This window comes from Actomonas aquatica, assembly GCF_019679435.2.
Classification (GTDB): Bacteria; Verrucomicrobiota; Verrucomicrobiia; order Opitutales; family Opitutaceae; genus Actomonas; species Actomonas aquatica.
Genome location: NZ_CP139781.1, coordinates 1,612,207 through 1,633,360, shown reverse-complemented (window position 1 = coordinate 1,633,360; position 21,154 = coordinate 1,612,207). Strand labels below are relative to the sequence as shown.

At 63.3% G+C, this 21,154-nt stretch carries 16 protein-coding genes; 14 read left to right on the top strand and 2 right to left on the bottom strand.

All coding sequences use genetic code 11. The features are described 5' to 3' along the window. The first annotated feature begins 4 nt into the window (after positions 1–4). The 5 genes from uvrA (at position 5) to K1X11_RS06290 (ending at position 8,752) form a co-directional block, all read left to right on the top strand. On the top strand, positions 5–2,881 hold the full coding sequence (gene uvrA, locus K1X11_RS06310; RefSeq protein WP_221030888.1) for an excinuclease ABC subunit UvrA: 2,877 nt from the start codon (positions 5–7) through the stop codon (positions 2,879–2,881). 107 nt (positions 2,882–2,988) lie between these two features. Next, positions 2,989–3,645 (top strand): phosphoribosylanthranilate isomerase, encoded by a 657-nt coding sequence (gene trpF, locus K1X11_RS06305; RefSeq protein ID WP_221030887.1) that lies wholly within the window; start codon positions 2,989–2,991, stop codon positions 3,643–3,645. A gap of 115 nt (positions 3,646–3,760) precedes the next feature. After that, a complete protein-coding gene (locus K1X11_RS06300) occupies positions 3,761–3,973 on the top strand; it encodes a hypothetical protein (protein WP_221030886.1) in 213 nt (70 codons plus the stop codon). A 212-nt stretch (positions 3,974–4,185) separates the two neighbouring features. Next, positions 4,186–7,044, top strand: coding sequence for a TonB-dependent receptor (locus tag K1X11_RS06295; RefSeq protein WP_221030885.1), 2,859 nt, complete (start codon positions 4,186–4,188; stop codon positions 7,042–7,044). A gap of 70 nt (positions 7,045–7,114) precedes the next feature. Continuing rightward, complete coding sequence (locus tag K1X11_RS06290) at positions 7,115–8,752, top strand: fibronectin type III domain-containing protein (protein WP_221030884.1); 1,638 nt, start codon at positions 7,115–7,117, stop codon at positions 8,750–8,752. Between the two features lie 10 nt (positions 8,753–8,762). On the opposite strand, the gene K1X11_RS06285 is transcribed toward K1X11_RS06290, so the two are convergent. After that, positions 8,763–9,494 carry a YebC/PmpR family DNA-binding transcriptional regulator gene (locus K1X11_RS06285; RefSeq protein ID WP_221030883.1) on the bottom strand — a complete coding sequence of 244 codons (732 nt, stop codon included), beginning with the start codon at positions 9,492–9,494 and terminating at the stop codon, positions 8,763–8,765. 136 nt (positions 9,495–9,630) lie between these two features. Between K1X11_RS06285 and K1X11_RS06280 the strand changes: the two genes are divergently transcribed. Next, on the top strand, positions 9,631–10,086 hold the full coding sequence (locus K1X11_RS06280; protein ID WP_221030882.1) for a glycine zipper domain-containing protein: 456 nt from the start codon (positions 9,631–9,633) through the stop codon (positions 10,084–10,086). 23 nt (positions 10,087–10,109) lie between these two features. Here the strand turns inward: K1X11_RS06280 and K1X11_RS06275 are convergent, their stop codons facing one another. Further along, on the bottom strand, positions 10,110–12,545 hold the full coding sequence (locus K1X11_RS06275) for an ATP-binding protein (RefSeq protein WP_221030881.1): 2,436 nt from the start codon (positions 12,543–12,545) through the stop codon (positions 10,110–10,112). Positions 12,546–12,727: 182 nt separating this feature from the next. On the opposite strand from K1X11_RS06275, the gene K1X11_RS06270 reads away from it, so the two are divergent. The 8 genes from K1X11_RS06270 (at position 12,728) to K1X11_RS06235 (ending at position 21,119) form a co-directional block, all read left to right on the top strand. Beyond that, a complete protein-coding gene (locus tag K1X11_RS06270; protein WP_221031110.1) occupies positions 12,728–15,184 on the top strand; it encodes a DEAD/DEAH box helicase in 2,457 nt (818 codons plus the stop codon). Between the two features lie 119 nt (positions 15,185–15,303). Then, on the top strand, positions 15,304–15,867 hold the full coding sequence (locus tag K1X11_RS06265) for a DUF4252 domain-containing protein (protein ID WP_221030880.1): 564 nt from the start codon (positions 15,304–15,306) through the stop codon (positions 15,865–15,867). A 51-nt stretch (positions 15,868–15,918) separates the two neighbouring features. Continuing rightward, on the top strand, positions 15,919–16,542 hold the full coding sequence (locus K1X11_RS06260; RefSeq protein WP_221030879.1) for a hypothetical protein: 624 nt from the start codon (positions 15,919–15,921) through the stop codon (positions 16,540–16,542). A gap of 76 nt (positions 16,543–16,618) precedes the next feature. After that, positions 16,619–17,818, top strand: coding sequence for a Y-family DNA polymerase (locus tag K1X11_RS06255; RefSeq protein WP_221030878.1), 1,200 nt, complete (start codon positions 16,619–16,621; stop codon positions 17,816–17,818). Positions 17,819–17,972: 154 nt separating this feature from the next. After that, on the top strand, positions 17,973–18,896 hold the full coding sequence (locus K1X11_RS06250) for a DUF3179 domain-containing protein (protein ID WP_221030877.1): 924 nt from the start codon (positions 17,973–17,975) through the stop codon (positions 18,894–18,896). Positions 18,897–18,970: 74 nt separating this feature from the next. Further along, positions 18,971–19,546 carry an FmdB family transcriptional regulator gene (locus tag K1X11_RS06245; protein WP_221030876.1) on the top strand — a complete coding sequence of 192 codons (576 nt, stop codon included), beginning with the start codon at positions 18,971–18,973 and terminating at the stop codon, positions 19,544–19,546. Positions 19,547–19,632: 86 nt separating this feature from the next. Then, positions 19,633–20,445 carry an inositol monophosphatase family protein gene (locus K1X11_RS06240; protein WP_221030875.1) on the top strand — a complete coding sequence of 271 codons (813 nt, stop codon included), beginning with the start codon at positions 19,633–19,635 and terminating at the stop codon, positions 20,443–20,445. A 185-nt stretch (positions 20,446–20,630) separates the two neighbouring features. Beyond that, the gene (locus K1X11_RS06235; protein WP_221030874.1) at positions 20,631–21,119 is read left to right on the top strand and encodes a hypothetical protein; all 489 of its coding nucleotides are present in this window, start codon (positions 20,631–20,633) and stop codon (positions 21,117–21,119) included. Positions 21,120–21,154 lie beyond the last annotated feature (35 nt).

Below are 21,154 nucleotides of genomic sequence, written 5' to 3'. Positions count from 1 at the left end.
CATCATGCAGGCCGACACTCACATCCACATCAAAGGTGCGCGGGAGCACAATCTGCAGAATCTGGAGGTGCGGCTGCCGCGCGGTAAACTGATCGTGGTGACGGGGCCGTCGGGCTCGGGCAAATCGTCGTTGGCCTTCGATACGGTGTATGCGGAGGGCTATCGCAAATACATGGAGTCGCTGTCGACTTCGGCGCGTCAGGTGCTCGAACAACTGCCACGGCCGGATGTGGATTTTGTGCACGGGCTCTCGCCGGTGTTGGCCATCGAGCAACGCACGGCCGGCGAGTCGCCGCGAAATACGATCGCGACGGTGACCGAGGTGGCGGACTACGCGCGGCTGCTGTGGGCGCTGCACGGTGAAGCGCATTGCCCGAAGGACGGCGGTCGGGTGGTGCGGCGCTCGCTCGATGACAATGTCGCGCGAGTGTTGGCCGAGGCGGCGGGGCAACGCATCATGGTGCTGGCGCCGGCGTTGCACGCGAAGCCGAGCGTGTTGCGCGATGAGTTGCCGCGGCTGCGACAACGGGGCTTCCAGCGCGTGCGCTTGCAGGGGGAGGTGAAGCAGCTCGACGAACCCGACCTGTTGCCGAGTGGATTGCCGCCGGAAGAACTCGCCGTCGACATCGTGGTCGATCGCCTCGTCGCGACCGTGGATCAACGCAGTCGTCTGGCCGACTCGCTGGAGCTGGCTTTTCGCGAAGGGCAGGACCGGGCGGTGATTCTGGCTCAGGCCGATCGCAGTGCGCCGTGGCGGGAGATCCAATTGAGCCAATCGCTGGCCTGTGAGATTTGCGGCGACGTATTCGAAAAGCTCACCCCGCGGCATTTTTCCTTCAACCACAGTCAGGGCGCGTGCACGACCTGCGGCGGACTCGGCCGCAAACTGCGCTTCGTGCCGGAACTGGTGGTGCCCGATCCGACCAAGAGCGTGCACGGTGGCGCGCTGAAACCGTGGCGACTCGGCGGCAAGAACCTGATCATTCAGCACAACGCCATGCTCAAGCAGCTGGCGGAGCAGTTGCCGTTCGACGCGAAGACACCGTGGCAGGAGCTGCCGGAGGACACGCGCCAGACGCTGCTGCACGGGGCGGGCGATCGGTTGTTTGCCTTCAAACTCAAACGCATGCGCCAGCCGCGAGCGATGCCATGGGCGGGCATCATCCCGTCGTTGGAAGAGACCTGGCGCACGACCGACAGCGAAGGGTTTCGCGCGCGGCTCACGACTTACATGATCAGCGGTCCTTGTCCGGAGTGCAAAGGCACGCGGCTCAACGCCCGCAGCGGCGCGGTGATCGTGCGAGCAGGCGAGCGAACGCTGAATCTGCCGGAGTTTTTCGCCCTCGATGTGACGGCGGCGCACGAAGTCGCGCAGGATCTGCAGGCGCGTTTCGCCAAGGAGGAAGCGTTGCGGGACGTGGTCACGGGCATCGAGCAACGCCTGCGTTTTCTCGGTCAAGTGGGGCTGGGTTATCTCACGCTCGATCGCGACTACGGCAGTCTCTCCGGCGGTGAATCGCAGCGCGTGCGGCTGGCGACGCAGTTGGGCATGGGCCTGATGGGCGTGATCTACGTGTTGGACGAACCCAGCATCGGCCTGCACCCGGCGGACAACGATCGGCTGCTCGAGCTGCTGCGCGAGCTGCGCGATCGCGGCAACACGGTGTTGGTCGTCGAGCACGACGAAGACACCATGCGACTCGCCGATGAGATCCTTGAACTCGGCCCCGGCGCGGGCAGCGAGGGTGGACGTATCCTCTTTCAGGGCACACCGCAGGAACTCATGGCGACAAGCGCCAAACAAAGTGTGAGCGGCCCCTATCTGGCCAAACGCCAAAAGGTCGAGAAGTCGGCCGTCAACAAGGTGCCCGACGGCGCCTTCCTCACCGTGCGCGAAGCCCGCGAGCACAACCTGCGCGGCGTCGACGCGCGTTTCCCGGTGGGCTTGTTGACCTGCGTGACGGGCGTTTCCGGCTCGGGCAAAAGCACGCTGGTGAACGACATCCTCGCGGCCGGCGCGGCCAAAAAGCTCAACGGCGCGAAGTCCGTGCCGGGCCTGCACCGCCACATCGAGCATCTCGATTTCTTCAACAAACTCGTGCAGGTGGACCAGTCGCCGATCGGGCGCAGTCCGCGGTCGAATCCGGCGACCTACACCAAGTTACTCGACCTCCTGCGCGATCTCTTCGCGCAGGTGCCGCTGGCAAAGGTGCGCGGCTACAAGGCGAGCCGGTTTTCCTTCAACATCCGCGGCGGGCGCTGCGAACGCTGCCAGGGCGACGGCGCCATCAAGCTGGACATGCAGTTCATGGCCAACGCCTACGCGCCGTGTCCGAGTTGCGGCGGGCAACGCTTCAACCGCGAGACGCTCGAGGTGCTCTTCCACGGCTACTCGATCGCCGATGTGTTGGCGATGACGGTGCGCGACGCGATGGACCTGTTCCGCAACATCCCGCGGATCATGGACAAACTGGAGACGCTGGCCGCGGTGGGACTCGGTTACCTGCAGCTCGGCCAGTCGGCCACGACGTTGTCGGGCGGCGAGGCGCAGCGCCTGAAACTCTCGCTGGAGCTCTCGAAGCGCCAGCAAGGCGACACCCTCTACATCCTCGACGAGCCAACCACCGGCCTGCACTGGGTCGACATCCAGCACCTCATGGACCTGCTCTTCAAACTGCGCGACGCCGGCAACACCGTCATCGTGATCGAGCACAATCTGGATGTGATCAATCTGGCCGACTGGGTCATCGATCTGGGGCCGGGGGGCGGGCGCAACGGCGGCGACATCGTCTACGCCGGCGACCGCCGCGGCATCGTGGATGAACCGCGCAGTCTGACGGGAGCGGCGCTGCGGCGTTGGGCGCAAGCGCCTGTGGGGTAGGGAGTTGGAGTATTTCCTAAATCGATCCGGGGAAGTGTCGAAGAGAAGACGGACGCGTGACCCTAGCCCCCTGCCGGGGACGCGTTTTTTTGTTCCTGTTTCCCTCCATGGTTGGCCAACTCAAATTCTGTGTCGCGGGCGTGCGCTCTCTCGAAGTGGCAAAAGCCGTCGCGGCAGCGGGTGCGGATGCCGTGGCGGTGGAGGTCTCGCCGACGTCGCCGCGCTGTGTGGCGGCGGAGGATCGCGCGGCGTGGTGGGGGCAGTTGCCGGGCGACGTCACCAAAGTCGCCCTCGTGCGCAATCCGGGTTTTGGCGACCTGGAGGCCGTGGCCGGCGATGAGTTCGATCAGGTCATCATCTATTTCCCCAACGAAACTCCGTTCTTCGAAGTCGCCCTTTGGACCGACACCGTGGCGCCGGAAAAACTGTGGTTTGCGCCGCAGGTGTTGCCGGGCGGCATCCTCGACCTGGCATTTCTGCCGCTGGCCGACCGCATGATTCTGGATCGTTACCGGCCCAACTCGATGGCGCTGGAGGCGAAGATCGGGGATTGGAACGAGTTCGCGCGACTTCAAGCCATGCACGCGAAATGCGAGTGGGTGTTGGCCGGTGGACTGACGCCGGAAAACATCGCGGAAGCGGTCAGCACGGCGCAGGCGCGCAGCCTGTTGTTGCAGGGCGCAGCGATCGAAGCGGCGCCCGGGGAAATCGACATCGCCAAATTGCAGGCGTTGCTCAACGCCGCGGAGCTGTTGGCGGCCTGAGGCCTTTGCGAGCAACTGGCGGGCCGCCGCAAGCGGTTGGCGTCACGCCAAGAGGCGCGCAGGCTAAGGCAAGGGGAGCGGGGCGCGAAACGCGGCGCCGGTATAGCTTATCGCCATGCACCTGAAATTACATCTCCCGGAGGTGCCCATGACCCGGGGCGAACAGTGGTTTCTCGCCATTGCCTGGTTGGTGATTCTGGCCAAGTGCGTGTTTGTGAATTGGGCGTTCCAGCACTGGAACGTGCCGCTCAACGCCAACTGGATCATCCTGCCGACCCTGATGTTCGCCGCGGTCGCCAGCGTTCTTTGGGTTACCCATAAAGAATAGCTTACCCCTCCATTCCTTGCGCGACCCGCAGCCCCTGCATGAGTGGGGCGCGGGTCGCTTCCATTTTGTCACTTACCGTTAACCGCGTTGTAAGCCAAAGGACGCCGTTTGGTCACAATTGCCGGGTAGGTTGCTGAGCGTGCGGGCGGAGGGTTGATCGCGATGGTTGGTCCTGTGACGGCCGCACTGTCTCGACTCGTAACACAACACTCATGCAAAACCACAAATTCGGCCGGCGTTGTATCGCCGTGCTGACTACGTTCGTGGCGTTGGGATTTGGATTCCGCGCTTCGGCTCAAACCTCGGACAACGGCGGCATCAGCGGCCGCGTTTCCGACGATTCCTCGGGGCGCTCGCTCGAAGGTGCGATCGTCACGGTCATCGGCAGCACGGCGTCCGATGCGACCGACGCGAACGGTAGATTTTATCTGCCGGAGGTCGCCGCCGGCAGCCAGACGCTGCAGGTCGAATACGTCGGCCTCGACGAATGGCGCGGCTCCGTCACGGTGCGCCGCGCCGAGACCGTTGAAGTCAACGTGCGCCTCGCCAGCGAGGTGCTCAGCATGGAGGCCTTCACGGTCAGCGAAAAGGCGCGTGGCCAGGCTCTCGCGGTCAACCAGCAGAAGACCGCCGCGGGCATCGTGAACGTCGTGTCCGAGGAAACCTTCGGCAACATGATCGGCGGCAACATCGGCTACGCCCTGCAGCGTCTGCCGGGCCTCACCGTAAACGAGTCCGAAGACGGCACACCCAACGGCGTGAACATCCGCGGTCTCGAGTCGAAATACAATTCGTTCCAGATCGACGGTAACCGCATGCCCACCAGCGGCACGGGCCGCAACTTCTCGACCAGCCAGATGACGGCCGATGGCATCAGCAACATCGAGGTTATCAAGGCCGCCACGCCGGACCGCGACGGCGACGCTATTGGTGGTATCATCAATGTGAAGACGCGCTCCGCGTTTCAGCGTGAGGGCCGCGTCGCCAGCGTCACGGCCAGTGGCGTCTACTACGACAAAAACGACTCCTGGGGCCACAACGTGGGCCTGTCGTTCAGCGACCTCTACAACGCGTTCGGCGGCGAGGATAACTTTGGCCTGAGCCTCAACCTCAGCTCCTACAAGACCTCGCGCGATTACGACAACCTCGACAAGGACTACGCTTTCATCGACCCCGCTTCCCGCCCGGATCTGAACCTAGCCGAGCCGCTTTACTTTCACACCAACGGCACCCCGCAGACCAACTTCCGCGACACCGAGTCGTTGGGCGTGAATCTGGCGTTTGACCTGCGTCTCTCCGAGTCGGCCACGCTCTATTTCAAACCCTTCTGGAGCGATCGTGAAACGACCGCCGAGAAGGCCCGCAATCGTTTCTATACGGTTTCCAACACCCGCTACATCGCGGAGATGGACTACAACACCGGTCGCGGTGAACCCGACCGCCTGACCGACATCCGCTTCCAAAACGAAAAAAACCACGACGACGGTGACCTCTACGGTTTCTCCTTTGGCGGTATCTACGAGATGGATACGATCACGATGAACTTCGATGCGTTCTATTCGACCAACGAGGATAGCCGCGATCGCGACACCAGCTTCACCGTGCGCAGCTCGGGCTATCAGCTCGATTACGACCAGACCGACCGCACCGCGCCGATCTACACCATTCGCAACGGCGTCGATCCGATGGACGTAAACAACATTTCCCGCGGCGATATGGGGCTGGAAACCAACGACGTGGAAGAGGAAGTCTACAGCTTCAAAGCCGACTGGGAAAAGTCCTTCGTGGGCGAGGACCTGAGCGGCTCGCTCAAGTTTGGCGCGAAGTATCGTTCCAACGAAAAGACGCGCGACAAACAGGAGCGCAATTTCCGCACCGATTCCGCGGCGGATGGGTTTCCCTATGCCAGTGTCATGCGTGCCAGCAACTACGCGCCGATGGGCGTGACGATGTATCTTGAGCCGGACATCGATGCCCTCGAAGCGCTTTTCGCCAGCCAGCCAAATCTCTTCAGCCTGGATGAAGAAGGCGCGGTGCTCGACAGCGTGGTGGACGACTTCACCGCCAAGGAAACCATCACGGCGGCTTACGCAATGGGCACGCTGACCAAGGGCCGTCATCAGATGATCGCGGGCCTGCGCTACGAACATAATACGTTCGAGTCCGACACCTACGCCTTCAACGAAACCGACGCGCTCAACCCGACCGTCGTGCACGGCAAGAAGGACTTCGATGTGTGGCTGCCGGGCATCCACTTCCGGCACGAGCTTCGTAAGAACCTCATCCTGCGCGAGAGCTACAACCGCAGCTACAGCCGACCCGATATGGACGCGCTGGTGCAGGGCATCGAGATCGACGAGGACGGCAACGCCGAGGGCGGCAACCCCGACCTCACCGAAACCACTTCGGACAACTTCGACGTGCAGCTCGAGTATTACACCGAGCGCGCCGGTCTCTACTCCGTGGGCCTGTTCTACAAGGACATGAAGGGTTTCTACTACGAGCGGACCACCAACTTCTCCGAGTTTGATGCCAGCGGTTACCCGATCATCGATCCGCTGGGTCCCTACGAGTTCTCCACCGTCGACAACGCCCTCGGCGCGACGAACTACGGCATCGAACTCATCGCACGGCAGCAGCTCTACTTCCTGCCTTCGGTGCTCGACGGTTTCTACCTCTCGCTCTCCGCGACCTTCACCGAGAGTGATGGCAAGTATCCAGGTCGCTTGGACGAAGAGCTGCCGACCTACGGCTTCAGCGACCGCATCTACTACGCGGCGTTGGAATACGTGCGCGGCAAGTTCCGCGGGCAGCTCAGCTACCGCTACCGTTCCGACTACCTCGAAGGTCTCGACGGCAACGAAACGCTCGACGACTGGTTCGGCGCCAACGAGTCGCTCGATTGGGAGAGCAGCTATCGCTTCAGCGACAAGCTCAACGTGTTCCTCAACGTGAGCAACCTCACCGACGAGCCGCAGATGTCCTATCAGGGCTACCTGCGCACCGACAATCCCGAGGACTTCACCACCTATTCGTGGCGCGCGACGATCGGCGCAACCTACACGTTCTAAACCGCTTCGACTCTGAACCTTCTTCGCCGCCGTCTGCTGCCAATCTGCAGGCGGCGGCGCTATTTTTGATATGAACACTTATTCTTTTTTCCGACCCGCGCTCCTGCTGGCAGTGACGACCTCAGCCGCCTTGGCGCATGACGAGCCCGGCACCCATCTCGATGCCGTGAGTTGGCAGCCGACGGCTTACGCCGAGTCCGCCGCGCACGCCCCGCGGCCCTTGCCCGATCGCATCGTGCTCACGTGGACCGGTGATCCCAGCACGAGCCAGACCGTCACCTGGCGCACCGACACCAGCATCGAACGCGCGGTCGCGGAACTCGCGATCGCCAACGACAACGGTCGCGCCCTGCAGCCGGTGCGCATCGCGGCCGAGACCGAGGAGTTTGTCAGCAACCTCGGTGAGGCGCACCAGCACCACGCCGAGTTTGTGGGGCTCACGCCGGACACGCTCTACGCTTACCGCGTGGGGGACGGCCTCAACTGGAGCGAGTGGTTCCACTTCCGCACCGCCTCGCGCGACGCTCAGCCGTTTAAGTTCGTTTACTTCGGCGACGCGCAGAACGACGTGAAGACGCATTGGTCACGCGTGTTTCGTGAGTCATTTCGTGATGCGCCGCGCGCGGCGTTCACGCTGCACGCTGGTGACCTCATCAACAACGCCAACAACGATGCCCAGTGGGGCGAGTGGTTCGGCGCGCCGGGGTGGGTGAATGCGACGGTGCCGGTAATCGCCGCGCCCGGTAACCACGAGTATTATCGCTACGGCGCCGGACCGGAAACCGACCGCCTGTGGGATACCGCCAACGGCGAAACGGTCGCGGTGTCGGTGCAACTCGAAGTATTGCGCGACCCCGCCGGTGCCAAGGTCGGCACGCGGGTCGAGGCGACTGCCACCGATGGACGTCGTGCGGCCGTGTTGCTTGATGCGCAGGGACTCATCACCGGTATGGATGCGGGCTTCACCGCGCTCACGGGTTACAACCTCGCGACCTTGCGCGGTGTGCAACCCGACAAGCTGCCGCTACGCGATCGCGTGGCAGTGCAGGGTGAGCGCCGCATCTCCGAGCACTGGCGGCCGCAGTTCTCCTTCCCGGAGCAAGCGGTGCCCGCCGGTCTCGAGGAGACCTGCTACTACATCGACTACCAGGGGGCGCGCATCATCGCGCTCAACTCCAACGAAAAGCAGGAGGAGCAGGTGGCGTGGCTCGAGCAGGTGCTTTCGAACAACCCGCAGCGTTGGACGATTGTCACCTTCCACCATCCCATCTTTTCGCCGGCCAAGAACCGCGATAATCCCAAGCTGCGCGAGCTGTGGAAACCCGTGTTTGACGCGCACAAAGTTGACCTCGTGTTGACCGGTCACGACCACACCTATGCCCGCACGGGCGATGTGTCGGCGACGGTTGGCATTCACAACCTGCCCGCCGGCTACAACCAGGCTTACGATCCGGCCATCGGCACGGTGTATGTCGTATCGGTGAGCGGTCCCAAGATGTATGAGATCACGCAGGAGGCCTTCGTGCGTTCGGCGGAAGACACGCAGCTGTATCAGATCATCAGCGTCGACGGGCAGACCCTGTCGTTCGAAGCCCGCACCGCGACGGGGCGGCTCTACGATCGCTTTGAGCTGATCAAGCGGGACGGTCAGCCCAACGAATTGCGCGAGGCGTTGCCGCCGCTCAACCGCCGTCCGGACGAGCGTTAATCACCCAGCCTCAACGGACCGCGGCCCAGACGCGCTGCACGTCGTCGTGGTCCTCGAGCGCTTGCAGGAATTCTCCGACCTCGGCCCGTTGGTCGTCGTCGAGGTCGGGGAACATCTTGGCGACGTAGCCGATTTCAGCGGTCACGACCGACCAGCCGTTTTTCGCCAGCCAGGTCGACACGGCGTGGGTGTCGGTGCGCTCGGCCAGAAATCGCGCGCCGAGGTGGTCCTCCGGAATGTCGTCGTTTTGCTCGTTGGTGAGGGACTCCACCTCGTTGGCGCCGGCTTCGATGGCGGCTTCCTCGGGGTCCAAACCGGTGTCGGCGTGCGACGCTTCGACGATGCCGACGTGTTCGAAGAGGAACTTGTTGCTGCCGGCGAGCCCCAGGGTGCCCTTGCGGAAGAGCACGCGGATCTCGGGCGTGGTGCGCTGCACGTTGTCGGTGTAGGCCTCGACGATCACGGCAACCTTGTGCGGGGCGTAGCCCTCAAACACGACGTGCTCCATGACCATCTTCTCGTCGCCGATGCCGGCGCCCTTGCGCACGGCGCGCTCGATGACCTCGCGGGTGACGCTGGCCTTGCGGGCCTTTTCCATGGCCGCGAAGAGGCGCGGGTTGGCGTCGGGATCGGGTCCGCCGAGTTTGGCGGCGACCGAAAGCTCTTTGACGAGTTTCCCGACAAATTGACCCTTTTTGTTGTTAACGATGGCACGTTTCGCGTGCAGCCATTGGCGACCCATGAGGAGCAACTAGCCGAGGGGCTTTGGGGGCGGCAAGCGCAGAGATTTCAGGAGGGACGACGCGGGAATTTTGCCGCGGGAGTGAATCTTTGCCGAACTTGGAACGTCACAAGGGGTCGAAACCAAGATACCTGTTATGAAAAAGACTCTCACTTCCTCCGTTGTTGGCCTCGGCCTGTTGTTGATGGTGGGGTGTTCCGCGCCGAACACCCATGAACGCCGTGGAACCGAAGCCGGTGCCGTCGCCGGTGCGATCATCGGCGGCATCATCGGTCACCAATCAGGCGAAACCGCCGCCGGCGCGGCCATTGGCGCCGCCGTGGGAGGCACCGCGGGTGCTGCCATGGGCGCGGCCAAGGACCGCGAGGAAGACCGCCGCTACGAGCGGGGCACCGTGCGCGCGCAACCGGTGCAGGACCAATACGGCTATACCCTGCAGGACTACATGCAGCTCATGACCGATGAAGAGATGGAAATCCTGCAGGCCCGCGCGGACGCTCGTCCCGAGGTGCCGATGGGCCAGCTCCTCACGGATCGCGAAAAGGCCAACCTGCGTCGTCGCGAAGTCGCCGACAAAGAAATCGGCAGCTGAACGATTTCGCGCCTCCTGCGCTGCTATCGTTCAAGGAGCAGCGTGAGGTAGGCGTGCAATTCGGTGATCGAGAGCGGCTTTTCACAAAGCACGTTCACCCCGAGGTCCCGCGCTTTGTCGCGGGAGCCATTCGACCAAAATCCCGTCATCAAGAGCGTGGGTAAATCCGGGCGGGTTGCGCGGATCTCGCGCAATACCTCAAGCCCGCTGCGCTCAGGCATGGAGAGATCACACAGGACGGCGCGATAGCGCTGAGGCGCGGCGTGGAATTTCGCGAGGGCTTCGAGCGGGTTCTCGTGCACATCGGGCACGGCGCCGAGGCGTTTCAACATGCGAGCGACCGTGTGGGCGGCGATGTGTTCGTCGTCGATCACCAGGATCAACGGTTCGTCGTCGGCCACCGGTTCGATGTCGAGCAGATCCAAGGCGCCTTCGGGCAATCGTTCGGCGGAAATCGGCAACCAAACCTCGGCGCGGGTCCCTTCACCGGGAGTGCTTTCGAGGCGGAGCATACCGCCATGTTGGGTGACCACCCCGTGGGCGACGGATAGTCCCAGTCCGGTGCCGCGCGCTTGTTGCTTGGTGGTGTAAAACGGTTCCATCGCCCGCTGCAGCACCTCCGCGGGCATGCCGGGGCCAGTATCCGAAACAGTAATACAATGGTAGCGGTCGGCGGGTAGCCCGAAGGGCGAGCGGGTGTCGGCGCGGGCCCGCACGGTGCGTTCCTCGAGGGTGACCGTGATCTCGCCGGGGGCGTCGCCGATGGCTTGGGCGGCGTTGGTGATGAGATTGAGGATGACTTGGTGGATCTGCGTGCCGTCCGCCGAGACGACGCACGGGGAGGCCGGGAGCTTGCTCGGCAGCGAGATGGAACGGGGCACCGCCGCGCGAACGAGCTGCAGGGTCTCGCCGATGATTTCGCGCAGATCGACCGGTTTGCGCTCGGGCGGGGACTGGCGACTGAACGTGAGAATCTGCCGCACCAGGTCACGGGCGCGACGACTGCCGCGCAGAATGTTTTCGGTCAGTTCCTGGGCGGAAGAATCCGGGGCGGTTTCGAGGCGCAGCAGCTCGATGTTGCCGAGGATGCTGGTGAGCACGTTGTTGAAATCGTGGGCGATGCCGCTGGAAAGGTTGCCGAGGGCGTCGAGTTTTTGGGTCTGCTGGAGATGGCGTTCGCTGGCCCGTAGCTCTTCGGTCGCCCGCACCTGGGCTGTGGTGTTTTCGATGACGACGAGGATCCGTTGATCATCACGCACGGCCGACCAACGCAGGTGCAGGGGGGGCGCGTCCGGCAGGTCGATGCGCAGATCCGCCGGGCGCGGGGAGGTGTGAGCGCGCACGGCGGCAATGCCTTCCCAGAGGGGCGCGAAGACGGGCGTGCTGGCGGAGAGCTCGGCGTTGAACGGAGGCTCCCGCCAACCGAAGAGCCGATGCGCCGCGGGATTGGCGTCATCGAGGTTCAAGCCGGTGGGCGAGGGCGACGAGGTGCTGCTGACCACCAACAAGCCAATCGGAGTCGCGTCGAAGACTTCGCGGAAGTGTTGCTCGGACTCGGTGAGGGCGTCGAGGGTGGTGGTGAGTTGCCGGCGCAGGCGTCGCTGGTGGGCCGCGGCGACCATGGCGACCACGAGGGCGACGACGAGACCGGCGCAGACCGCCAGCAGCACCTGCACGGGGGTGAAGCGGCGGGGCTCGAGTCGGCCGAACCACTTGCGGTAGATGGTCTCGTAGCTGCCGTTGCGATAGAGGATGGCGAGACTCTCGTCCAAGGTGGCGAGCAGGTCGGGCTGCGATTTTTGCACCGCGATGCAGTAGTCGACGTCGTAGTCGGGCACCGTGATGGCGGTCGGCACAAGATTCAGCCGGTCGCGCTCCGCGATGGAGGCGCCGGAGAGGATGGTGACGAGGGTGGCGTCGCCATCGCCCTCCGAGACCCGATGCATGGCGGCGTTGACGGAGTCGGCGTAGACGATGCTCTCGGCCAAGCCCTGTTCGCGCAGCACCTGTTCGCCCAGGCTGTTGCGGTGCACCAGCACGCGGCGCCCGCGCAAATCGCTCAGGTTGTCCCAGCCGGCGTTTTCGGGACGCACAAACACCTTGCCGGACATTTCCAGATAGGGGCGCGTGAACGCGAAGCGCTCGGCGCGTTCTGCCGAATAGGCGTAGGCGATCAGTGCATCGATCTCGCCGGCTTGGAAACGTTGTTGTATATCGAGGGTCCCGCCGACCACCCATTCGATATCCAACTGGCTCGTATCGACGATCGCCTGCAGTAACTCGACCGCAAATCCGACCGGATGCACCTCGTTGGCGGGAAAGTAGGCGTAGGGGAAATTGTCGGACAGCACGCCGACGGTGTAGTGGGGGCGTGCGGTGGTCGGGGTTTGGGCACGCAAAATCCCCGCGAAAGCGGTGGCACTGACAATGAGGAGGGGTAACCGCATCCAGCGACTCATGGGGCAGCCAGTCTTATGGGGCGTCAGCGCCGGGGACAAGCGACGAGTTGCGGCGGGCTAGCCGACGCTTGCACTCCGCCGGGAGTGCCGTCGTGTTGGGGGCTTTTCCTGTGTCCGCGCTGCTTCCACCACTTCCGCCTCCCTTTGATTCCGACGCTGTGCTCGACCGGTTTTTGACGGTCATGAGCGAGCGGGGTCTGGAACTGTATGACGAGCAGGAGGAGGCGATTCTGGAGCTGTTTGCGGGCAGCAACGTCATCCTCAATACGCCGACCGGTTCCGGCAAATCTCTCGTTGCGTCGGCTGCTCATTACCGGGCGCTGTGCGCGGGCCAGCGCTCGGTCTATACGTGCCCGATCAAGGCGCTGGTGAATGAAAAATTCCTCTCCATGTGCCGGGATTTCGGGCCGGAAAACGTGGGCATGATGACGGGGGATGCGGCGGTGAATCCGGACGCGCCCATCCTGTGCTGCACGGCGGAGATCCTGGCCAATATCGCGCTCGCGCGTGGACCGGATTCGGACGTGCGGGTGGTGGTGATGGACGAGTTTCACTACTACAGTGACTCCGAGCGCGGTTACGCGTGGCAGGTGCCGCTGCTCACGATGCCGCAGTGCCGTTTCCTGCTGATGTCGGCGACGCTGGGCGATACCTCGTTCTTCGAGCGTGAACTCACGCGCGTCACGGCGGCACCGAGTGTGACCGTGCGCAGTGATCGCCGGCCGGTGCCGTTGACCTTTGAATATTCGGAAACGCCGCTGACGGAGCGGGTGGCGGAGTTGGTGGAGGGCGACAAAGCCCCGGTTTACCTTGTGTATTTTACGCAACGCTCGGCGTCGGAGTCGGCGCAGGGCTGGATGAGTCTCAACCTGACCTCCAAGGAGGAAAAGGCGCGCTTGGCCGAGGCCTTGGAGGGCGAACGTTTTAACAGTCCCTACGGCAAGGATATGAAGCGATGGCTGCGGCACGGGATCGGCGTGCACCACGCCGGGCTGTTGCCGAAGTATCGCATCCTGGTGGAGCGGCTGGCGCAGCAGGGCCTGCTCAAAATCATCTGCGGCACCGACACGCTGGGCGTTGGTATCAACGTGCCGATTCGCACGGTCGTCTTCACCCAGTTGTGGAAATACGACGGCCGAAAGGCGGCGGTTCTGAGTGTGCGCGACTTCCGGCAGGTGGCCGGCCGCGCCGGGCGGCGTGGTTACGACAACGAAGGACTGGTGGTCGCGCAGGCGCCCGAGCACATCATCGAAAACAAGCGCGCCGAGGCCAAGGCGGCGAGCGACCCGAAAAAGAAAAAGAAGCTCGTGCGCCGCACCGCGCCGCCGGGCGCAGTGGTGTGGGACGAGCGCACGTATCAGAAACTTCAGGACGCGCCGTGCGAGGAGCTGAGCTCCCAGTTTGGCGTGTCGCACGGCATGTTGCTGCTGGTGCTCTCGCGCCCGGGCGACGGCTGCCGGGCGATGCAGCGGCTCATTCGTGATTGTCATGAAACCCCGCACAAAAAAGAGCAGTTGCGGCGACGCGCCTGGCAGCTGTTTCGCGGCCTGATTGAGCGTGGTATCGTGGAGCCGCAACGTCGGCTCGATGGCGCCAGTGGGCCGATGGCCGGCGGCCGAAAACTGCGGGTGAACGTGGAACTGCAGGAGGACTTTTCACTGCATCACGCGTTGTCGCTTTTCCTCATCGATACGCTGCCGCTGCTCGATGTGACGTCGCCGGATCACGCGCTGGATGTGCTGACGTTGTGCGAATCCATCGTGGAGGATCCGGATGCGATCCTGCGGAAGCAGATCGACCGGGCGAAGACCGAAGCCTTGGCCGAGATGAAGGAGCAGGGACTCGGCTACGAAGAGCGGATGGATAAGCTGGACGCGATCGAGCATCCCAAGCCGTTGCGCGATTTTCTCTACGACCGTTTTAACGAGTTTGCGGCGAAGCACCCGTGGGTGGAGCAGGAGAACGTGCGACCCAAGTCGATCGCGCGGGAAATGTTCGAGCGCTACGACTCGTTTGCCGACTACGTGAAGCGCTACGGACTGCAGCGCAGTGAAGGCCTGTTACTGCGCCACTTGTCGCAGACGTGGAAGGTGCTGAGCCAGACGGTGCCGGCGGCGGCGAAGACGGAGGAGGTCGAAGAACTGGAAGTGTATTTCCGTGAGCTCATTCGCGGCATCGACTCGAGTTTGTTGGAGGAGTGGGAACGCATGCAGAACCCGGACTTCGAGGCGGCGGAGACTCCGGATAAGCCGCAGCGCAAAACGCCGGTCGACATCACGCGCGACGCCAAGGCGTTTCTGCGGCTGGTGCGCTTTGCGGTGCACGGTGTTCTGCAGGATGCGAACGCGGGCGATTTTGAGACCATCGCCCAACGCACCGGCAGTGAGGCGTTGGCGGTCGAGGATGCGTGGCGACCCTATTTCGAAGCGAGCGAGCGCCTGCGGCTCGACCCGGAAGGACGCGCGGCCAAACACACGCACATCGAGGAAGACGGCTCCATTTGGCACGTGGCCCAGGTTTTGATCGACGGTGAGGGACTCGGGGATTGGGAGCTGCGACTGGACGTGGATCTCGCGGCCTCACGGGAGACCGGCGACGTGGTGATGCGATGGGATGGCGTGGCGCCAATCGGCAGCTAGGACGATTCGGGCCGGAAACTTTTTTGGCAGAATTCTGCAACCCCGGGGCAAATGAGGGGGTGATGTAGGCATGAGTGACCGATGGTCGGCCGCTTAAATCCTCAACCCTCCTTTTTGCCATGATCGCTTCTCTCAAAAAAATCACCGCTGCCGTTACGGTTGCTTCTGTCCTCGCTGTTTCCGCCTTCGCCGCTTCGCCGGGTTATGTTGATTTCGATCAGATGTCGGACGGCTCCGGCGACAAGTATGTCGAGGTCGACATCAACGGATCCCTCCTGCGCCTCGCCGCGGCGTTCACGCAGAATGACGAACCCGAAGTCGCGGCCTTGCTCAACAACTTGGAGCGCGTGCGGGTAAACGTTTTCGGCGTGAACGACGACAATCGCGCGGCGACGCTCGAGCGTATGGAAAGCCTGCGCGGCAAGCTGGCCAACGAAGGCTGGGAGCAGGTCGTAACGGTGCGCGAGAACAGCGGCGACAACGTCGCGGTCTTCATCAAGCAGGCCGAGGGTGAAACCATCCACGGTGTGGTCGTCACGGTCATGAGCGGCGACGGTGAAGCCGTGCTCGTCAACGTGGTCGGTGACGTCGCGATCGAGCAGATCGCGAAGCTCGGCGACTCCCTCGACATCAAGCCGCTGCGCGAGCTCAAGCTCAAGGAAGCGCACGGCAAGTCGGCCTGAAATCGGCTGATCGCTGCTCCCGCCTGTCCCAACCTTTAACGTATCCATACGATGACTACGTCCGCTTCTCCCTCCACCTCCTCCCGCCCGGCGCGCCGCGGTTTCCGTTGGTTGCATTGGTTGTTCGTGATGCTGGCGGCGATGACCGTCGTGGCGGTGGTGGAGGCCGCGAGCATGTTCCGCCTGAGTCGGGAAGCCGGTGAACTGCGCTCGGCCATTCACCGCGTGGTGAAGGGCGATGCGACCACCACGGTGCAGTTCTCGGTCGGTCCGGGGGCGATCGGGTTGGTGCGGTTTGTGGCCGGTTTTGTGGACGACGTGCCGCCGGAAGCCCTGCGGGCCATGGAAGCGGTGCACAGTGCGAGTGTGGGCGTCTATCAACTGGACTCGGCCCCCTCGCTGAACGAACGCATCGCGATGATGGAAGTCACTGCGGCCAACATGCGGGAAGACGGCTGGCATCGGGTGGTCGCGGTGCGCGATGGTGACGACGTGGTGATGGTTTTCTCGCCCGAAGCGGCGGCGGATCCGGACGCGTTGGAGCTCTGTCTGGTGGTCTGCAGTGACGATGAGCTGGTGGTGGTCTCGGCCAATGGCCGCACCGAGCCGTTGCAGGCGATCGCCCGGGAGCATTCCCGCGAGTGGCGCGAAGCGGCCGCGGCAGAGCGGTTCTGAGCGCACGACACGATGCGGCGGGAGGATTTGCGGGGCGGTGCTTGCCAGCGGCGGGCACCGCTCGTTGCGTGGAGCGGTGAAACCCGCTGCCATTGTCCACCTCGATGCCGATGCGTTTTTTGTTTCGGTCGAGCTGGCGCTGCGGCCGGAGTTGCGGGGTAAAAAGGTCGCGGTGGGCGGGCGGAGTCGGGGCATCATTTCTTCGGCCAGTTATGAGGCGCGGGCGGCCGGGGTTTACACGCCGATGCCGACACAGCGGGCGCTGCGGGCGTGTCCGGATTTGATTTTGTTACCGCATGAAGGCGACTACGCCGGGGTGTCGCGGCGCATGTTTGACCTGTGTGAGGAGGTGACGCCGCTGGTGCAGCGCAACTCGATCGACGAGGGGTATCTGGATCTGGGGCCCTGTGGTTTGGCCGATGATGCGGCGGTGGAGGCGCGCACGCGGCAGTTGCAGCGGCGGATTTGGGACGTGTTGCAGATTCCGGTTTCGATGGGCATCGCGGCCAATCGGCTCGTGGCTCAGGTGGCGAGCAAGCTGCGCAAGCCGCGTGGGTTCGTGGTGGTGCCACGGGGTGGGGAAGCGGCGTTTATGGCGCCGCTTGATATTGGGGTGTTGCCCGGGATCGGCCAGAAGACGCAGGAACGTTTGGCGAACCGCGGCGTGCATCGGATCGGTGACGTGGTGGATCGCGGGGAGGCCGAACTGGCGTCGTTGTTTGGGCGGGACTGGCGGGAATGGCTGGCGCGGTGTCGGGGCGAGGATGATCGGCCAGTGAACCCGGAGCGAGGCGAGGCCAAGAGCTATTCGCAGCAGGAGACCTTTGGGGAGGACATCCGCGACGTCGCGGCGATCGAGGCTATCGCCAAAGGGATGGTGGACTCGTTGCTCCCCAAGGTGCGGGCAGACGGGAAGCGCGTGCGCACGCTCACGCTGCTGGTGCGATACCCGGATTTTACCCAGGAGTCAGTCGGGCGGAGCCTGCCGGAGGCGTCGGATCTTGAGACGGCGTTTTATGCGCTGATTCCCAAGTTGGTGAAACAGGCCTGGACGCAGCGGCGACCGCTTCGGTTAATCAGCATCAAAGTGTCGGGGGTGGAGGACGGTGCCCGACAGCTCGACATCTTCGGCGAGACTGACGAACGGCGGCGCCGATTGGCGGGCTATCTTGACCGACTGAATGCTGCCGGCGGAGCCAATGTGCTGCACGGGCATCAGTTGGAAGCGCCGGGGGCGGGACGGCGGCGGGGGATCGGCTCGCCGCGGCGTCCGTAGGTGTTCGTAATTCGAATACTGGGAATAAGTAAAATTTCTGTCGCCAACGTGGCACCGTCGTCGGACATTGCACGCACGACCCTACCCGATGCTTACTGCGAATTACCCAGCTCTCTTCGCAGCCGTAAGCGCTTGGAGACGCCCACTTGCACTCGTGGTGTTTCTCGGCGCCTCGGCCCTCCTGAACCCGTTGGTCGCGGCCACCATCAACGGTTTTAACATTGATGAACGTTCGGTGCCGGCGACGCACCTGGTGCGTGCGGCTCCCGCCAAAGACAGTATTCAGGCGATCATGGAACCGCAGTGGGGTGACCTCACGGCGGGTGATTGGCTGGCGGATACCGATGAGGTTTTGAGCATCACGATGGGGGAGGAGACCCGAGCCTATCCGCTGCGCATTCTGGTATGGCACGAGGTGGTGAATGACCAGTTCGGCGACATCCCGGTGGCGATCACCTACAGTGCGTTGAGCGGTTCGGGCATCGCGTTCGCGCCGGGCAACAATCCCGACGGTTCGACGCGGACTTTCGGGGTGTCGGGCGTGCTCTATAACAGTTGCCTGCTGATGTATGACCATGCGACGGAGAGCCTGTGGTCGCAGATGGGGATGGCGTCGATCGCGGGCGAGGCCAACGAAACGGCGTTGGAACTCCTTCCGGTGCGACGCATGTCCTGGGCTGCTTGGAAGCAGGCTTTTCCGGCCGGCAAAGTGCTGACCCGCGAGACAGGCTTTGCGGTGGATTACCTTGGTGACTGGCCCTACGGCGACTACGCGTTCGATCGCGCGACGATCTTTCCCTTCGATGTAAACCGTAACGAGTTTAGCACCAAGGAGCGAGTGGTGGGATACGTGGGCGAGGACGCGCAACGTTGCTGGCCGCTGGCGAAGCTGCAGGAGAAGGGACAACTCTACGATGCGATCGGCGCTCAGACGATCAAAGTAACCTACAACGCCGATACGGGGGACGTGCTGGTGCAGGATATGACGACGCGCGAGAACTTGCCGGTCATTTCCTGCTTCTGGTTCGCCTGGCAGGCGTTTCACGCCGACACCTCCGTCTGGATTCCGCTGCGCTGATCGGAGCTTCGCTGCGAGCTTGCCAAGCCGAAGGAGAGGAGTGCAGTGGTGCTCCTCTTTTTTGTCCCTTCGTCATGCCTATTTACGAGTATTACTGTCCCGACAATAACACCGTCTACCAGTTCTACGCCAAGTCGCTGGCCCAAGGTCAGACGGTGCCCAAATGCCCCGACAACCCGAAGTTTAAGATGAGCAAGATGGTCTCGGGTTTCGCCATCACCAAGGGCGGCAGCAGCGACGAGCCGCCGCCGGACGTCGGGGGAGGAGCAGGCGGCGATCCGGACGATCCGCGCATGGAGGCCGCGATGGCGGCGATGGAAAGTGAGTTTGCCAACGTCGACGAAAACGACCCCAAGGCGATGGGGCGCATGATGCGCCGCATGTCCGAACTCACCGGCGAAAAGCTCGATGGTGAAATGGAAGAAGTCGTGCGCAAGTTGGAGGAGGGGGCCGATCCCGATTCGCTCGAAGACATGATGGGCGATGAGTCCGGCGGCGACGGCATGGATCCCTACGGCGATCCCATGGGCATGGGCGGCATGGGAGGCGGGCCGGAAGGAGGCGCCCCCGAGCCCAAGGAAAAGCGGCACCGCTTCCGCAGTCGCCTGCGGCCGCCGCGCCGCGATCCGCAGCTCTACGATTACGAGTGATTTTCTAGTCCCCGCGTTACGCTTCGTCGTCGCGGGGACTTTTTTGATGCCATGTGTCCGGGGCTTGTCGCATGTTGAACACAAACATGTCCGAAGCCACGACTGCCACCGATTCTGATCTGCAACGACGTATCGCCACCGCCAAGACGGTGGTGCTCGGTCAGGTTGACTGCCTGCACGAAAATCTGGGGCAGGTCAGCAGCCAATGGAAGGCGGACGGCAGTCGGGTGACGGCGATCGACCATGCGATTTCGCGCGCGATTCTGGCGGCGGTGGCGGAGGCCCATCCGGAGGACCGTGGGTTCAGCGAGGAGTTGCTCACCGATCGGGTGTTGGAGGCTGACAGTCGTTTCACTTGGGTGCTGGATCCGATCGACGGCACCAACAACTTTGCCACCGGCCTGGCGCAGTGTGCGATCTCGTTGGCCCTGCTGGAACATGGCGAGCCGGTGTATGGGGTAATCTATGACGCCGCCCGGCGCGTGCTGATGCATGGCGGGCCAGGGATCGGCATGTGGGATGGCGCAGAGGCTGTGCGGGTGCGTCCGGGACCGTTGGGATCGAAGTCGGTGATCGGTTTCCACAGCCCGCATGCGCAGGGAGAATTTCCCGGCCACGGCGAAGCGCTGGTCAGCCGTTACAAGATTCGGGCGCTCGGCAGCAGTGCGTTGCACTTGGCTTACGTGGCCGCCGGCCTGTTCGACGGCGTGGTCGATCACAACGTGAAGTTGTGGGATATCGCGGCAGGCATCGCGATGGTGCGCGGTGCGGGAGGAGACGTGACGTTCATCGCGAATTCGCCGCTGCCGTTACGACGTTTCGACCTCGAAATGCCGCGCACGTTTTATGTGGGCGGAAGTGAATCGACGCGGTGTGAATTGGTGGCTGCGCTCTCCTAATGCGGGCGCGATCGCGCGACTCGACGCGGTCGGGCAGGGTAGGGAAAGCGTCAATACAGCGTAATTGTGGTCGGAGAATGGCTCAAACCGGGCAATGACGGCAGTTTAGCATTGCTTGGTGGGCGGTCCCGTGGATTGCCTTGAGCACTCTCTTCTCCTGTTCTCCGGTTGAACGTCACTCTGCCATGGCAAAAAAAGCTCCCAGCCCCGCTTCCCCGCTCACCTTTGACCTGCCGGTTTCGTTGATCAGCAAGATCACGTCCGCCCAGTCCAAGATGGGTCTCGCGTCCACCAGTGAAGTGGTTCGCCTCGCTCTCGCTTCCTACAACTTTGATCGTTACGAGAGCACTCGTGAAGAGCATCGTCAGATTTCGGTCCGCCTGCCGGGCGACATGAAGACGGTGCTGACCCGCACCTCGAAGAAAAAGAAGGTCAGCGTGGGTGAGCTCCTGCGCGCGGCACTCGACGACCTCGCGGTGACCAAACCGGCCAAGCCCACCGTGGCCAAGGGCAAGAAGAAGGCGACCGCCAAGAAGGCCGCTGCCAAGCCCGCTCCGGCGAAAAAGGCTCCCGCTAAAAAAGCGCCGGCCAAGAAAGCCGCGGTGAAAAAGGCTCCGGCCAAAAAAGCTGCTCCGGCCAAGAAAGCCGCCAAGAAGGGCAAGAAGTCCCGCTAAGTCGCGGGTTAGCTTCCGCACAGATTTGCGAGCCC

Excerpts from the sequence above, each read along its gene's own strand:
- K1X11_RS06295 (WP_221030885.1), top strand. The coding sequence starts at position 4,186 with ATGCAAAACCACAAATTCGGCCGGCGTTGTATCGCCGTGCTGACTACG.
- K1X11_RS06265 (WP_221030880.1), top strand. The coding sequence starts at position 15,304 with ATGATCGCTTCTCTCAAAAAAATCACCGCTGCCGTTACGGTTGCTTCT.
- K1X11_RS06280 (WP_221030882.1), top strand. The coding sequence starts at position 9,631 with ATGAAAAAGACTCTCACTTCCTCCGTTGTTGGCCTCGGCCTGTTGTTG.
- K1X11_RS06275 (WP_221030881.1), bottom strand. The coding sequence starts at position 12,545 with ATGAGTCGCTGGATGCGGTTACCCCTCCTCATTGTCAGTGCCACCGCT.
- K1X11_RS06285 (WP_221030883.1), bottom strand. The coding sequence starts at position 9,494 with ATGGGTCGCCAATGGCTGCACGCGAAACGTGCCATCGTTAACAACAAA.
- trpF (WP_221030887.1), top strand. The coding sequence starts at position 2,989 with ATGGTTGGCCAACTCAAATTCTGTGTCGCGGGCGTGCGCTCTCTCGAA.
- K1X11_RS06245 (WP_221030876.1), top strand. The coding sequence starts at position 18,971 with ATGCCTATTTACGAGTATTACTGTCCCGACAATAACACCGTCTACCAG.
- K1X11_RS06290 (WP_221030884.1), top strand. The coding sequence starts at position 7,115 with ATGAACACTTATTCTTTTTTCCGACCCGCGCTCCTGCTGGCAGTGACG.
- uvrA (WP_221030888.1), top strand. The coding sequence starts at position 5 with ATGCAGGCCGACACTCACATCCACATCAAAGGTGCGCGGGAGCACAAT.
- K1X11_RS06240 (WP_221030875.1), top strand. The coding sequence starts at position 19,633 with ATGTCCGAAGCCACGACTGCCACCGATTCTGATCTGCAACGACGTATC.
- K1X11_RS06270 (WP_221031110.1), top strand. The coding sequence starts at position 12,728 with ATGAGCGAGCGGGGTCTGGAACTGTATGACGAGCAGGAGGAGGCGATT.
- K1X11_RS06300 (WP_221030886.1), top strand. The coding sequence starts at position 3,761 with ATGCACCTGAAATTACATCTCCCGGAGGTGCCCATGACCCGGGGCGAA.
- K1X11_RS06235 (WP_221030874.1), top strand. The coding sequence starts at position 20,631 with ATGGCAAAAAAAGCTCCCAGCCCCGCTTCCCCGCTCACCTTTGACCTG.
- K1X11_RS06260 (WP_221030879.1), top strand. The coding sequence starts at position 15,919 with ATGACTACGTCCGCTTCTCCCTCCACCTCCTCCCGCCCGGCGCGCCGC.